Below are 14,663 nucleotides of genomic sequence, written 5' to 3'. Positions count from 1 at the left end.
CGAGACGTTGGCTTTCGGGTATAATTGGCTTCGCCGGGCCGTTCTACGAGTGATTATAGGGCCGGCCCTGCACACTTCAAGAGCCAGTTGTGTACCATTTGGCGTACCATCGAACCCATGACCACATTTGCCGAACTTCTGACACAATATATGGTGCGCACCGGCGTCAGCGACAGCGAAATGGCGCGCGCCATCGGTGTGCGCCGGCAGACCATCTTCCGCTGGAAGGAAGGCCTGAGCGAACGACCGCGCCAGCGCGATGATGTGCTGGCCGGCGCAGCCAAACTGCGCCTCTCGCCCGAGGAGACCGACGCGCTCCTGCTGGCCGCCGGCTTTGCTCCCATCGCCGCTCTGCCGGTCGCCAGCCTGACCGCCCCCGCTGCCCCGGCCAACCTGCAACCCTCACCGCTCGCGCCCGCGCCTGTGGAACCGGCCCCCGCGCCGGCCGCCCCGCCCGCCCCGCCCGCCCCGCCCGTGAAAACAGCCACTCCAACCCCCGCCGCGACGCCGCGCCCTGTTCTGATCGCCCGCCTGGCGCTGGCGCTGATCGGCCTGCTCATCCTGGCCCTGGCGGGCGTCCTGGTTGCACGGCCGCAGCCCGGCAGCCGCGCCTTTCCCACGCCCCGCCCCGGCCAGGCGCTGATTCTGCTGGCGTCGCGGGTAGATTTCACGCGGCCGGCCGCAGGCGACCAGGCCTCGCTTCAAGTCCAGGCCGGCCTGCAGCGCGAACTGCACGCGGCGCGGCAAGGGGCCGTCACCGAGCTGATCGAGTGGCCCGCGGCCGTGCCTGACCTGACCGCGGCCGCCGATGCCCGCACCCGCAGCCGGGCCAGCCTCCTCCTCTGGCGTCGCGACAACTTCACCGACGCCGAAACCGGTTTTCCTGACGATCTGCAGCCCGTTCATTATGTCATCCTGACCGCGGACGCGGCGCCGACCGCCTCGCTTCTCGATTCCCTGCTGGCCGCGCCCGCGTCCCTCTCCTTTCCCATCCACGCCGGCCGCCCCAACGAGGTGCGCAGCCTGGCCTTGCTGACCCTGGGACTCCTGTCCAGTCAGCAGGACGCGTGGGATCAGGCCAATTCTGCCTTCAACCAGGCCGCGGCGCAGGCGCCGAGCGAGCATGAGGCGGCCGCCACCCTGGCGTTCCTATCAGGTTATGTCAATCAGCGCAGCCGCCCGGCCGATCTGCCCGCGGCCATTGCCTTCTACTCGCAGACCCTGGCCCTGACGCCCGCCAGCGGCGCAGCCCTGCTCAATCGCGGGCTGGCCTACGTGCGCCTCGATCGCCCGGCGCAGTGGCAGGCCGATTTCAACGCCCTGCTGGCGCAGCAGCCCGACGACGCCCGCGGCCTGGCTGCGCTCTGTTGGGCCTTTGCGCTCGACAACCAGCCCGACCTGGCCCTGCCCTATTGCGACCGCGCCATCGAGCAGCGGGCCTCGCCGCTGGCCTTCGACGGCCGCGCCCTGGCCCGGGCCAGCCAGGGCCATTGGCCGGGAACCGCGCAAGACCTACAGGCGTTCTTGACCTGGCTGGGCGGTCAAGCGTTCGCCGGCCGCGACGCGCTGGCAACGACCCACCGCGCCTGGCTGGCCGCGGCGCAAGCCGGGCAAAATCCCTTCGACGACGCGGTGCGCGCACGGTTACGACAGGAGTAAACGAAATGGACATACGGCAATTTGCGCTGCTGCAGGGCAAATTCTCCAACAAGATCTCCCCATCGCCCGCGGGCAATCCAGCCCGACGGCGTTGGCCGCAGCGGCTGCTGAGCCTTGCGCTGGCCCTGCTGCTGCTCTCTTGCCAGGCCGCGCCGACCCCACCGACGGTTGCGCCAGACCCGTTCGCGTCGAACCCCAGGGTCACGCCGATCAGTGCGGCAGGAGCGCCCGCCCAGGGCAGTACAGCGAACGAGCAGCCGCCGTCCACGTGGCAGATCTACGCCAGCACGGAGCTGAGCATCACCTTGACCTATCCCGCGCACTGGCGCCCGGCCGCCTCTGACGATATCGCGCTTTTCCGCGGGGAAGACGGCTTTTTCGGCCTGAGCGCCTCGCACATGGTCGCGGAGACCGCCGAAGCGGTGTGTGCGGAGTGGGTGAAGCGCGATCCCAACCCGCGCACCGGCAGTCAGCCGCGTGTCGAACCTCTGCAGGTGGCTGGGCAGCCGGCCTGTCTGATTCTGCCTTCGGAAGACCAGCAACAGCCGGATGGCGAGGCATTGTTGTTCGTGCAGTATCCCAGGGCCTATGAGCACAGCCGCACCCTGATCCTGGTCGCCGACATGGCGCACATCCGCCAGATTGGCGCGTCGCTGCGCTTTGCCCTGCCGCCCCAAACGCTCGATTCGCTGCGCGGCGCGTTGACTTACGTGGAGCTGGACATCTTCTCCGGCCGGCCCAATCCGGTCTGGCCGCTGCCCGACGCGCAACAGCACGAACTCATCACACGCTTGAGCGGCCTTGCGCCAGGCCTGGTTGCACCCTATCCCGACCGCCTGGGATACCGCGCGGTCTTGATTCACTTCAACCAGCCGCCCTATGGGATGCCAGAAACCATCGAAGTCTTTGGCGGCTCGGCCTGCTTCGAGCTGGGCGGCGCCAGAACATGCCGCGCCGATGCCAACCGCGGGATCGAACGCTGGCTGCTGCAAACGGCCGAGCGGTCGCAGATAGACGCCGGAGTGCTGGATGACATTCTGGCTGAGATTGATCGGCCATGAAGGCAACGGCTTGAGACAAGATTGAGCAGATCATAGGAGCAGGGATGGCGCGGTCGAGTATTTCCGAAAACAACCGTCGGCTGTGGGATGAGTTGGCCGGGCAGGCTGCGGCCAACCTGCCGGCGACAGGCGCGGAGGCCCTCGACGGCCTGACCGCGCTGGAGCTGGCGGAGGTTGGGCCGGTGGCGGGCAAGCGCCTGCTGCATCTGCAATGTCACCTGGGACTGGCCGCGCTGGGCTGGGCGCGGCGGGGCGCGCAGGTCACCGGCGTGGATTTCTCCACCACGGCCATCGCCGCGGCGCAGGGCCTGAGCCGCACGCTGCATCTGCCGGCCACCTTCCTGGCCGCGGACCTCTACGATCTGCCGGGCCTCTTGCCAGGCGCGTTCGACATCGTCACCAGCTCGTTCGGCGTCCTGAGCTGGCTGCCCGACCTGCCCGCCTGGGCCGAGATCATCGCCTCGTACCTGCAACCCGGCGGCTTCTTCTACCTGGCCGAATTCCATCCCCTGGGCCGCGTCTTCCGCGAGGATGCCCGCCGCGTGCGGGACCTGCGCCTGGCCTACTCCTACTTCACCACGCCGGAGCCGCAGGCCTGGGAAATCGCCAGCCCGGACAGCGATCGGCCCCTGGACGCCACGCGCAGCTTCGAGTGGAATCACAGCCTGGGCGAAATCGTCACTGCGTTGGCGGCCGCGGGCCTGCGCCTGGAGTTCCTGCACGAATTCCCCTTCTGCACTGAACAACTGCTGCCCTGCCTGGTGCAAGGCCCGGACAACTGGTGGCGCCTGCCCGATCATGACGGCAGCCTGCCGCTGATGTTCTCACTCAAGGCGGCGCGGCAGTGAAGTTGAACAAACTGTCACCTGGCGGAGAGGCGTTTTCATCGGAATTTCATCTTGGCCACGTATACTCGCCGAATGGGCACAGATTGCGCAAGGCGTCTTTGCTCCCCGTCGTAACTGCTCAGGCGGCCCCCCGGGCGCTATCGAGACCATTCTCACTGCCTGGCTGAGCAGTTACTCCCTGTCACAATTTACCTTCAGACACTCCCAGGTTGGCATTCAGTTGCTGTCAATCAACGCTGAGCATTCAGCTCCGAGCATTCATAAAGGACCTCACATCACCGCATGAAACAACGTCACCTTCTCACCCTGGCGCTGATTAGCGCGCTGGCCCTTCTCATGGGTATCAGTGGATTCTCCACAGCCGCCACGCAGGCTGCGCCAGAAGCGGCCGGCCGCGCGCCCACCAGCGACTGGCAGATTCAATACTGGGCGCCGCCCGGCATCACCCTGCGCGGGCTGAAAATGATCAACACCCAGGTCGGCTACGCCGTCGGCGGCCCGGACTGGGGCTACAACGGCAATCCCTATGTGCTCAAGACCACCAACGGCGGCGTGGATTGGGAACGCCTGACCCTGCCTGATACCGTCAGCGGCTGGCAGGGCGGCATTGACTGCCTGGATGCGCTGCGCTGTATCATCGTGGGCACCACGGGCCAGGCCAGCCGCACCACCGACGGCGGGCTGACCTGGTCCGTGCGCGGGGTCGCCCCGGACTACGGCGGCTACCTCTACAGCGCCTACTACGTGACCGACCAGATCGTGCTGGCCGGCGGCACCGATGGCAGTTCATTCCGCTCGGCCGACGGCGGCCGCTACTGGACCGAGTTCTTCCCCGGCGGCAGCGTGGTCGTTTGGGAATTCCAGTGCTTCGGCTACACCTGCTACGGCGCAGGCAACGGCGCCAGCCTGGTCTACTCCAACGATCAGGGCGTGTCATGGGGGCGGCGCTTTGCGCCCGCGCATGACCTGCTCGGCTTGAGTTTCATGGATGTCAACGCTGGCTGGGTGGCAGGCCAGCACGGCGCCATCTACTACACCAACAACGCGGGCAACGGTTGGACCACGCAGTTGACCGGCACCTTTCCCGACGATCTCTATTACACCACCTTCTACGACATCGAGATGTTGAACGCGTCCGAGGGCTGGGCCGTCGGCGGCAGGGATGACAGCGATGGCCGCATCTATCACACCAGCAACGGCGCTTCCTGGACGCGCGTCGCCATGCCAGACACCGGCTTTGTCTGGGAAGTAGATTTCGTGGACGCCACGCACGGCTGGGCGGTGACGCACGACGGCAAGATCCTGAGCTACGGCGGCCCGGCCGGCAATACCCCCACGCCGTCGCCCTCCGGCACCGTGACCGCAACGCCGACCAGCGGCCCCACCGCCACCGCGACCGACACCCCGACGGCCGGCCCCAGCCCGACGCCGACGCAAACACCGACCATCACCCCAACGCCCACCAGGACACCCACATCAACGCCAACCCCGCCGCAGGGTACCTGGCGCACGCAGTGGTACGGCAGCGACCTGGCGCACCTGAACGACATCGAATTCATTGATTCACTGACCGGCTGGGCCGTGGGTAACAGCGGGCAGGTGGTGCGCACCGTCAACGGGCAAACCTGGGCCTTCAGCCGCCTGGCGCCGGCCGACGACATGGAAGCCGTGGATTTCGTGGACGCCAGCAACGGTTGGGCGGCCGGCGCCAACGGCAGCATCTGGCGCACCATCAACGGCGGGCAGGGCTGGACCCGGCAGACCACGCCGACCACGCAGCGGCTCAGGGACCTGGTGATGACCGACGCCAACAGCGGTTGGGCCGTGGGCGAAGCCAACACGATCCTGCGCACTACCAACGGCGGCGGCGGCGCGTGGACCTCGCAGAGCAGCCCGCTCAACACCGACTGGCAAGCGCTGGCCGCGCTGGACAGTCAACACGCCTGGGTCGTTGGCAACCAGGGCGCGATGATCGTCACCAGCAACGGCGGCGCCACCTGGACCAGCCAGAGCAATCCGGCCCCGGCCTGGGTCAACCTCAACAGCATCGCGTTCGCCGATGCACAGAACGGCTGGGTGGTTGGCAAGGGCGGCGTGGCGCTGCGCACCACCAACGGCGGCGCAGCGTGGAATCTGCTGTATCTGACCGACTTCGATCTGAACGCGGTCGCCTTCTCCTCGTCGCAGAACGGCTGGATCGCGGGCGTGGATGGGCGTATGCGTCGCACCACCAACGGCGGCGCCAACTGGACTGCCATCGAATCGGGCGTGACCACCGCCATCGCGGCGCTGTCCGCGCCGGCCGATGACGAGGTGTGGACCGCCGGCGCCGGGCATTTCATCCTGCACAAACAGGGCAGCGCGGACATGGCCATTGCCGCGCCGTTCGGCGTCACCGAATTCAAGGGGGTGGATGCGGTGGATGCCAACCATGCCTACGTGGTGGGCGAGGAAGGCGCGATCGTCAAGACCACGGATGGCGGCGCGACCTGGAGCTACGTGCCCAGCCCGGCGCGACAGCTCGACCCGGGCCTGCCGCCGGCCTGGCTGCGGGGCGTCAAATTCCCGGAAAATGATCAAACCGGATGGGTGGCCGGCCGCTTCGGCGCGCTGCTGCGCACCACGGATGGCGGCGCCAGTTGGACGCGCCAATTCGTCAAAGATGGCGACGGTAACATCCACACCGGATTCCTGTGGGTGGTCGAAGGGTACGACAACAACCATGTCATGACCGTGGGCAAGGAGGGCTTCGTCTTCCGCACCAGCGACGGCGGCGTCACCTGGCAGTTCTCTCAGGCCAACATGGCCGTCAACATCCGTGACCTGAGCTATGGCACGCACACGGCCGTCTATGGCGCCACGCTGTACGATTCGTTTGTCACTAGCGCCGACGGCGGCGCGAGCTGGATTCGCCGCTACCCCGGCAGCAACGGTGATCTGTACAGCGTGGACTTCAGGGATGCCTACACCGGCTGGATCGTCGGCACGAACGGCGTCATCATGCATACGACCAACGCCGGCGACAACTGGGTCACACAGGCGAGCGGCGTCACGGCTGATCTCAACAATGTGTCGTTTGCCGATACCAACTTCGGTTGGGCCGTAGGCAACAATGGCACGATCCGCTTCACCGACAACGGCGGCGCCACCTGGAACGGCCAGACCAGCCCGGTCAGCGATCATCTGCTGTGGCTGGACATGGTGGATGCGACGACCGGCTGGGCGGTGGGCGTCAACGGCGCGATCATCAAGTACGAGGTGCCGCCGCCGCCACCCACGCCAACGCCGACGCCCACGAACACCCCCACACCGACCCATACGCCCACGCGCACACCGACGCCAACGGCCACCCCCACGTTGACGCCGACCCACACGCCGACGGTCACGCCTAGCCCTACGGCGACCATCACCCCAACCCCCACGCTGACACCGTCACCCACGCCCACCGAGACCCCCACGGTGACGCCCAGCCCCACAGCCACACCCCTCCCGCCGCCGCGCAACTACTGGTTTCCCGTGATCGTCAGATGATGAAAACAGGCGTCGGCTGATCGTTGGATCAGCCGACGCCTGTCTAGCGTCCTCCCCTTGCGCAGGCTGGCTGCACCACACAGCGCCGGGCAAGCCGAAATCACCCTCCCCGACACCCGCTCCTTACCCGGCGGGCCTGCGCAAGGTTGGCCAATTTTTCGGCGAACAACCCTCGCAGGGGCCAATGGACATCGCAGACGGCGTTGTGTGCCTCCGAGGTTGCCCTCTCAATCCACCCCTGCGAGGGGAATCTCTGTCGCCGACAAGAACGACTCGACTTCGGTCATGAAAGTTTCGGGATTGATCGGTTTTTCGATGTAACCGTTACAGCCCGCGGCCAGGATGCGCTCACGGTCGCCGGCCATCGCATAGGAGGTGACGGCCACGATGGGAATGTGCGTCAGCGCGGGGTTCCTGCGCAGCGCTTCGGCCACCGCGTAGCCGTCCATCACGGGCAGTTGAATGTCCAGCAGCATGAGCGCGGGGCACAGTTCTTGCGCCAGTTGAATGCCCTGGCGGCCGTCGCGCGCCGCAGTCACCCGATGGCCGCGCCGTTCCAAAATGAAAGTGGTCAGGTAGAGGTTCTGTTCGTTGTCTTCGATCACCAGGATGTTTGCCATGTGGCTCCTTACGCGTCCAGGGGCAGCATGAAGGTGAAGACGCTGCCCTTGCCCCATTCGCTCTCGACGTGAATTTCACCGCCCAGCAAGCGCACCAGGTTCTTACAGATCGCCAGGCCCAGCCCGGTGCCCTCATGCCGGCGATTCAGGCCGGTCTCCAACTGGCGAAACGGCTCGAAGAGACTGCCCAGGTCTTCCGGGCGGATGCCCATGCCGCTGTCGCTCACGCTCGTATCCAGCCACTTTCCCTGCACCCGGCATTCCAGCCGCACCCCGCCCTGCTCCGTGAACTTGATCGCGTTGCTGAGCAAGTTGAGCAGAATTTGTTCGACGCGGCGCCGGTCGCTGCAGATGTCGCCCACCTCAGCAGCTATGACTTGGTGGAGCGCCAGTTCCTTTTTCTGCGCCAGCGGCGACACCGCGCGCACGGCGCTCTCGATGACGCTGCGCATGGCAAACGGCGCGCGTTCCACGCGCAACTGCCCGGCTTCGATCTTGGAAATGTCCAGCACATCGTTGATCAGCGCCAGCAGGTGACGGGCGCTGTCGCGCACCATGCCCAGCTGTTTGCTCTGCTCCGCGTTGAGCGGCCCCGCCAGCCCCTGCAGGAGAATGCCGCTAAAGCCGATGATCGAGTTGAGCGGCGTGCGCAGTTCATGCGACATGGTGGCCAGAAAAACCGACTTCAACCGGTCGGCGTCCTGCGCTTGCAGCAGCGCATCGCTCAATTCCTCGGTGCGCTGCGCCACGCGCGCCTCCAGTTCCCTGTTGTAGGTCTCCAGTTCGGCGCGCAGTCGCGCATTCTGAATGGCACTCGCGGCCTGTGAGGCCAGCAGCTCCAACAGGCGCGTGTCGGCCGCCGTGTACTTTCGGTCATTGCCGATTTCAGCGACAGCCAACGCACCGATGATCTCCTCCCGATGAATCAAGGGCACCAGGGCCACGGCGCGCAGGTCAACATGCTGCAATTCGGATCGGCGGCTGCTCCACGTGCGGTAGTCGTCGACGATCTTCGCCTGGCGCTCGCGAATCACCGCGCCGGAGATGCCCTGGCTCACGGGAAAGCGTGAACCACGCGGCAGCGCGTAGGCGTTGGCGGCGGCCAGTTCCAACTCGTCTTTCGCTGCATCGTACAGGTAAATCGTCGCATCTGACGCCTTGAGCAGGCGCGCCGACTGTTGGGTGATGGTTTCGAGCAGGCGGGGCAGATCGGTTTGGGCCGTAGTCTCACGCCCAACCTCGTACAGGGCGGCAAACTCTTCCGCGCGGCGATGCACGGCCTCCTCATGCTGTTTGCGTTCGGTGATGTCGGTAATCGTGCCCACATAGCCCGTGATCTGACCATCGGCAGCGATCTCAGGCGTCGCCTGTCCCATCACCCAGGCCATCGTCCCATCTGACCGCACAAACCGATAATCCGAAAAAGAGGGTTTCTGCTGCGCCGTTGATTCCTGCCAGTCCCGGCGCAGCTTCTCTTGATCGTCTGGGTGGACCGCCGCCAGCCAGCCGTCGCCCAACGCCTTGTCCTGCAACAGCCCGGTGATTTCGCTCCACATGGGATTGACGTAGGTGGTGGCGCCGTCAGGATCGGTGCGAAAGATGCCAACGGGAGAGATGTTGGCGAGAGTTTGATAAGCCCGTTCGCTGGCGCGCAGCGTGTTTTCGGCGCGGTTGCGCAGCGCCAGATCGCGCCTGAGCAGCGAATAGATCAAAGCAGCGCTGATGACCACAAAGGCCCAGCCCTTGTAGGTCTGCATGATTGTTAGCGCGGCCACATCGCGCGCCAACGTCGCCAGAATACGATCCGACAGCGCGATCCAGAGCCCGCCGAAGGCCGCGTAGAGCAGCGCCACCCGCTGGTCCGTCGAGATACGAGGTAATTTCAACACCATGCGCCCCCTTTTCACCCGGGAGACAGGCGCAATTTACTCTCGGTCAACGGGATTGTCAAATCGAGTGCTGTGACACTTGGAATCCATTGGCTCATTCAAACGATTGCGGTCTCGATCGCCATACTACCTGCGCGCGTCGTCTAGCCGGCTTTGCGCATCGGAACGGCGCCGGTTGGCGTCGGCGATCCGGTTTCGCTTAGCGTCGGCAGCGCGGGTTTCCATCGTCTCCGCTTGCTGCTGGCCGTCTGCCCTGGCCTGATCTGCATCCTGCTTGCCCTGGACCCGGTCGCGCTCGGCCCTGGCATCGGCGTCGGCCTTTCGGCTGCGAGCATCCGCTTGGTCGCGGTTCGCCTGCGCTTGCGCGGCAGACACAGCGGCCGCCGCTTGCGCCTGCGCATCGGCCAGATTCTGGGTGGCGGCATCTAATTGCGCGTGTGCATTCTGCAAGGCCACCGCTTTGAGATGGGCGGCTTGTTCCTCAACGGCAGCCTTCTGGGCATGGGCGAGGGTCAGCTCGGCATGAGCCTGGTCCAGCACCGTTTCAATGTTCAAGCCGCCATCCATCTCGATCGGAAACAGCGTGACCGGTGGCTCCTTGCCGTCAAGGCGGCCGGCGTGCAGGTAACGGCGTGTGCTTTCCACGGTGACCAGACTGCGCGCCCAGGTCGGGTCGGGGTCGGGAGTATGCTCCCATCCGTTGGCAGCTTGCGGCACGGTGCAGTTCCAGGCAGCAAAGCGGGCGATGCGCCCGTGAAAGCCGGCAAAGACCCGCTGAGGATCGTCACGATTCACCAACGCCCCTGCTACTTCCTGATGGGTTTGGGCGCTATTCGGCGCGCCCAGAGAATGGCTCTCAAAAACCGTTGCGCCAGCAGGCAAGGAGATCTGTTCTTCGACCACTTTCTCGCCATCAACAAACGTGGAAACAAGGCCACTCCTGGCAAGCGTCCAGGTGACACGGTGCAATTCATTGATTCTCAGCCGGCGGTCTGACAGAACCCTATGTTCTCCAGTCAGCACATGTCCGTTCCAGCGCAGGTGCAGGGTCGGGATCCCGGTCTGGCTGTCTGCCTCATCCGGTTCAATCAGGCAGACAATTCGTTCCTCATCCTCATCGGTCGCCAGTTCGTAGAGACAAATGGGCATCTTAGGATCGGATCCAGTTCCTTCCCAGATCAGTTCAGCCGAAACCGTCCAACCTTGTTGCAGGTTGAAGCGGGTAGGTTCGAAGGTAAGAACATCGTCCGGGCCAGGCAGCTGAGCGCTTTGGCCCGCTGCTAACGGGTCAGAACTCTGCCCAGCCCCAAAGGACAACACCTTGCTGTTTGCATCGCCGCCTTGCCCTTGCACCTGGTCCGGGGTCATCCCCAAACTCGCAGCGGTCCACTGGACGCCGGCAAATTCATTCACCGCCACCATCTCTACATGCTGTCCATGCCAATGGGGATGCTTGAGGTCATGGTACAGGTCAATGTACCGGCCGGGTGTATCGAGGACGGGCACTTCCAGGGTCCGCCGTTCGGCCGCGACCCAATAGACGAAAGCCGCTTCCTGCCCAGAATTGTTCGTGTCTGCCAACCGGGAAACGGCAAGTCCGCGTGAGGGTCTGGGTGCTGGGTACAATGTCTTGACGGCCCCCAGTGCCTTCTCTATCCTGTCTTGGGGCAACATACGCACCACCTCATCTTCCGCGTCCAGCCAGAGCAGCGAGCCATCCGGGGCAACCGCCAGGGCGATGGGAAAGGGCGAGGCAACATGCGGCAGCAGAACCTGGAACGTCTTTGGCTCATCAGCCGCGACATTGCTCCAATAGAGCTCCCAGCCATTTGTCCAATACAGGATTTGTTTTTCCGGATCAAGGGCGATATCCCAATAGCCGGAACGGCCCAGAGGGACAAAAAAACCAAACAACTGCTGCCGCTCATCATGTTTGGACTCCCCTGGCGGAATCCAGGCCCGGCAAATGGCCCCGTCCGCCTCTATCCAGTAGAGGCCAACCCAGACCTTGCCCTCGCGTTTGGCCTTGGTGTGATTTCCCGAAAAATCACAGGTGAGCGCTCGAGGCGGACTCGGCAAGTCCGGCGCATCGGTTGCATTGTTTTGGTTTCTGATATGCCAAAGACCGCCATCCAAACTGATGTACCAACTGTCGTCTGGTCCCAGGATCAAATCTGTCGTCCGCAAGTTGGTCGGATAATAATGTTCGGTGATTGAGTCCAAACCGCCGATCCGCTCGGCGCCACCCAGGACAAATCCCAGTCGTTTGATTCCCCGAATATGAATGTCGCGACGCGCCTGCTGCCGGGCCAGCGCCACTGTTCGCTGCGCCTGCTTACGGGCCAGCGCGCTCTGGGCGGCGGCAGCCTTCCTTGCCGCCTGCATGTTTTGATGGTGCTCAACCTCTACCTGCTGCTGCATCTGCCTGACCAGCACGCTATCGGCAGGGGCATCGGGCAGATCGGCGCTGACGACGACGGCATCAGGCGGCGCCTGCCAGGCGTCGAACCCCTGGGCAAAGAGATCCAGGGCCGGCGCCTCGGCCGGGGTCGTGGATGGATAGCGATCGTCGCGAATTTGCGCAAGGGGGCGGGCGCTGTTCCACACCCGCACTTGCGCAACAGCGCCGCGGAAGCCCTCGCCCAGAACCCACGACCCAGCGGCGTTGGCATCCTTTTCCGAATGATCTGCCTGCTGCACCTGGCGCCCGTCGAGGATCTGGCACAGGGTCGTACCATCCCACGTAAGCGCGAGATGATACCATCTGTCTGGTCGCAGCAGCATGCCGCCGAATCGCAGCTCGTCGCCGGCGCCGCGCAGCTCGGAGGGCTGTCGAATAATCGTCAGGCCGGTCGTCCCGCCCTTCACTGCCACGATGCCGATGCGGGCTGTGGCCGCTTGTGATCCGGCCGCCCCACGCTCCGAAGCGGCAGGCACAATCGGCTGCGGCTCGGCATGGTAGGAGGAGACAACCAACGAGGCCTCGGGTTGTTCGATTGCGACGTAGCCTGGTCCATAATAGTGCCACTCGCCATTTAGCTTTTTCCCAATCTGATAGCCATTGGGCGCCACGGCGGCTCTGCGTCCACGCGCCGTATAGATAATGCCATCCTCGCCGTATGGCGCTTCGCCGAAGGCAAGGCTGCGCGGCGTCCAGGGCAGATCACTCAGGTCGTCGTGGCTTCCGGTCAAATTCACGGGTGTTCCGCCCTGCTCGTGGTTGGGATACAGTCGAAGAACCGACCCTTGCGGCACGCGAACGCTCTTGAAAGCCGGAAGCGCTGCGCGCGGATCATTGATCTGGGGCGCCAACGTCTGCTGGCGGAATGGCTCCTGCTGCGTCGTAAAGATCAGTTCTGTTCCTGCCAGTGGGGCATCCCGGCGCGGTTCGATGCGGGTGACGCCATCGGGAAGCTGTGACAGATCGCCGCGCAGAGTGGAATGCACAGCCTGTGCAACACTATGCCCGAAAGCCGCGATATGCTCGTGGAACCCTGGCCCCCATTCCCGCTGCTCTCTGATCAGCTCAAATCCTGGCGGCGCCCATATGGAACGATTGATGTTGCTCCGCACGACTCGTTCGACGGGAATGATCTGCCCATGGTGAGAAAGTGACAGAACCCCTTCGGTTTCATGCGGTGCATCCATAAATATCGCGGCTTGCGGCTTCCAGCCCAGAGCGCGCAGGTCAAAAATCCCATCCGTAAGAACTTCATAATCATCAACCGCTGTCACCGCGGCGATGGGCTTTCTGAACAAGAACAGCGCCCGCCGTTTGGGGATATTGAGGATGCTGAAATCCGGGACATCCTGCAACCAGGTCTGACCTAAGCCGCTGAACTTCGCCCAAGGCCCATCCGCCAGGCGATAGATGGCTTGCCCCTGCCGTGTTTTGGGCTGGTCGGGCGGGCGCTCTACACGCGCAATCCCTGCCGCAATCCCGGTCGTGTCCTTCGCTGGCTGGGATGCGGTCGCTCGCTTGATGACATAGCGTGTACTGCCTGGGCACTCGTGCAACCCGCTCCCGATCATCTCCGGAATTTCTTGGCTTTTGGTTGGAACCAGACGGAAATTGGGAGCCACCCAAAACTGCCAACGGACCGAATCAGCCGGCATTGGGACTCCTACAGGAAAGAGACGAACTTCTCGTTCCGAAGGATTCTCGGTTTTGGGCCCAATACCAATCACGCCCTCCACTCCATCTGGGGCGATGACGTAAAGGGCCGATCTTATAGGCCAGCGCGGGGATGACAGATCGGCTTGCTTCCCTGAAAGGATGGTTCGTCTTCCCTCATAATCTGGCTTTTCAAATAAGAAGAGGATGTTGTTTTCCGGGATGTCCACTGGTTTCGACGGCTGAAGGTTGATCCCCCATGCCTCAGGTAGACTCCCGGTCAGGTTTGGCGCCAGAAGAGTGAAGATGTTCGCACCGGACCCTGCATTTGCATCCTGGCGCAACTGCGTCACTTCCAGGGCCGCACCTGGGGGAACCCAGGCCGATCCGACCTGTGTGAGTCCAGGCTTTTGATCCGTAGTCTTCTCTTTTGTGTTATTCTCATTTGGCCGCTGCCAGAAATCAGGCAGGATCAGCACCTGGGCCTTGCCCTGGTAGCCCGCCCGCTCGAACAGAACCACATGATTCTGACGGCGATGACTGCGATCGAGCACGACCACCGAGCCGATCTGCTGCTGACCGGCAGGCGCCTGCGGCAGATCCTGGCGGACGGCAAAAGATTCGCCCTGAAAATCCGCCTCGCTGAAGAAGATGGCTTCGATATCTTCCGGCAGGCTGGCTGAACCGAGCTGCGGCAGGTAATCCCCGGCCATGCTCCTGTACAGGCCTTCTTTCAGACGCACGGGCTTACCGCCATAATTTGGCTGTGGATAGAGCCGGATGGCCCCATCCATCGGCGCCGGACAAACCCAGGCCTCAATGGTATAACCATTGGACAGATCGGGCATCTTGCCGCTCAGATCAATTTCGTGCTCATGACGCAAACGTAGAGCGTCGGTATTACTCATGATGGTCTCCGGTCTGCTGTGAATCCAAACTGC

General features: G+C 64.0%; 7 protein-coding genes. 4 read left to right on the top strand and 3 right to left on the bottom strand.

All coding sequences use genetic code 11. The features are described 5' to 3' along the window. Positions 1-117 precede the first annotated feature (117 nt). The 4 genes from IPM84_13810 to IPM84_13795 all read left to right on the top strand — a co-directional run bounded on the left by IPM84_13810 (position 118) and on the right by IPM84_13795 (position 7,099). On the top strand, positions 118-1,659 hold the full coding sequence (locus IPM84_13810; protein MBK9093818.1) for a hypothetical protein: 1,542 nt from the start codon (positions 118-120) through the stop codon (positions 1,657-1,659). 5 nt (positions 1,660-1,664) lie between these two features. Further along, positions 1,665-2,720 carry a hypothetical protein gene (locus IPM84_13805; GenBank protein MBK9093817.1) on the top strand — a complete coding sequence of 352 codons (1,056 nt, stop codon included), beginning with the start codon at positions 1,665-1,667 and terminating at the stop codon, positions 2,718-2,720. Between the two features lie 44 nt (positions 2,721-2,764). Further along, on the top strand, positions 2,765-3,568 hold the full coding sequence (locus IPM84_13800) for a class I SAM-dependent methyltransferase (GenBank protein ID MBK9093816.1): 804 nt from the start codon (positions 2,765-2,767) through the stop codon (positions 3,566-3,568). Positions 3,569-3,850: 282 nt separating this feature from the next. Continuing rightward, positions 3,851-7,099, top strand: a complete 3,249-nt coding sequence (locus tag IPM84_13795; protein ID MBK9093815.1) for a hypothetical protein — start codon at positions 3,851-3,853, stop codon at positions 7,097-7,099. Between the two features lie 227 nt (positions 7,100-7,326). On the opposite strand, the gene IPM84_13790 is transcribed toward IPM84_13795, so the two are convergent. The 3 genes from IPM84_13790 to IPM84_13780 all read right to left on the bottom strand — a co-directional run bounded on the left by IPM84_13790 (position 7,327) and on the right by IPM84_13780 (position 14,630). Then, positions 7,327-7,719, bottom strand: a complete 393-nt coding sequence (locus tag IPM84_13790; GenBank protein ID MBK9093814.1) for a response regulator — start codon at positions 7,717-7,719, stop codon at positions 7,327-7,329. A gap of 8 nt (positions 7,720-7,727) precedes the next feature. Beyond that, positions 7,728-9,605 (bottom strand): PAS domain S-box protein, encoded by a 1,878-nt coding sequence (locus IPM84_13785; GenBank protein MBK9093813.1) that lies wholly within the window; start codon positions 9,603-9,605, stop codon positions 7,728-7,730. A 129-nt stretch (positions 9,606-9,734) separates the two neighbouring features. Next, the gene (locus tag IPM84_13780; protein MBK9093812.1) at positions 9,735-14,630 is read right to left on the bottom strand and encodes a hypothetical protein; all 4,896 of its coding nucleotides are present in this window, start codon (positions 14,628-14,630) and stop codon (positions 9,735-9,737) included. Between the last annotated feature and the right edge of the window lie 33 nt (positions 14,631-14,663).

This window comes from Candidatus Amarolinea dominans, assembly GCA_016719785.1.
Lineage (GTDB): Bacteria > Chloroflexota > Anaerolineae > SSC4 > Amarolineaceae > Amarolinea > Amarolinea dominans.
The sequence above is the reverse complement of the archived record's forward strand: the minus strand, read 5'-3'. Positions and strand labels throughout refer to the sequence as shown.

Bases quoted from the DNA above. Each gene is read 5' to 3' on its own strand.
- IPM84_13790 (MBK9093814.1), bottom strand. From the start codon at position 7,719: ATGGCAAACATCCTGGTGATCGAAGACAACGAACAGAACCTCTACCTG.
- IPM84_13805 (MBK9093817.1), top strand. From the start codon at position 1,665: ATGGACATACGGCAATTTGCGCTGCTGCAGGGCAAATTCTCCAACAAG.
- IPM84_13800 (MBK9093816.1), top strand. From the start codon at position 2,765: ATGGCGCGGTCGAGTATTTCCGAAAACAACCGTCGGCTGTGGGATGAG.
- IPM84_13780 (MBK9093812.1), bottom strand. From the start codon at position 14,630: ATGAGTAATACCGACGCTCTACGTTTGCGTCATGAGCACGAAATTGAT.
- IPM84_13810 (MBK9093818.1), top strand. From the start codon at position 118: ATGACCACATTTGCCGAACTTCTGACACAATATATGGTGCGCACCGGC.
- IPM84_13795 (MBK9093815.1), top strand. From the start codon at position 3,851: ATGAAACAACGTCACCTTCTCACCCTGGCGCTGATTAGCGCGCTGGCC.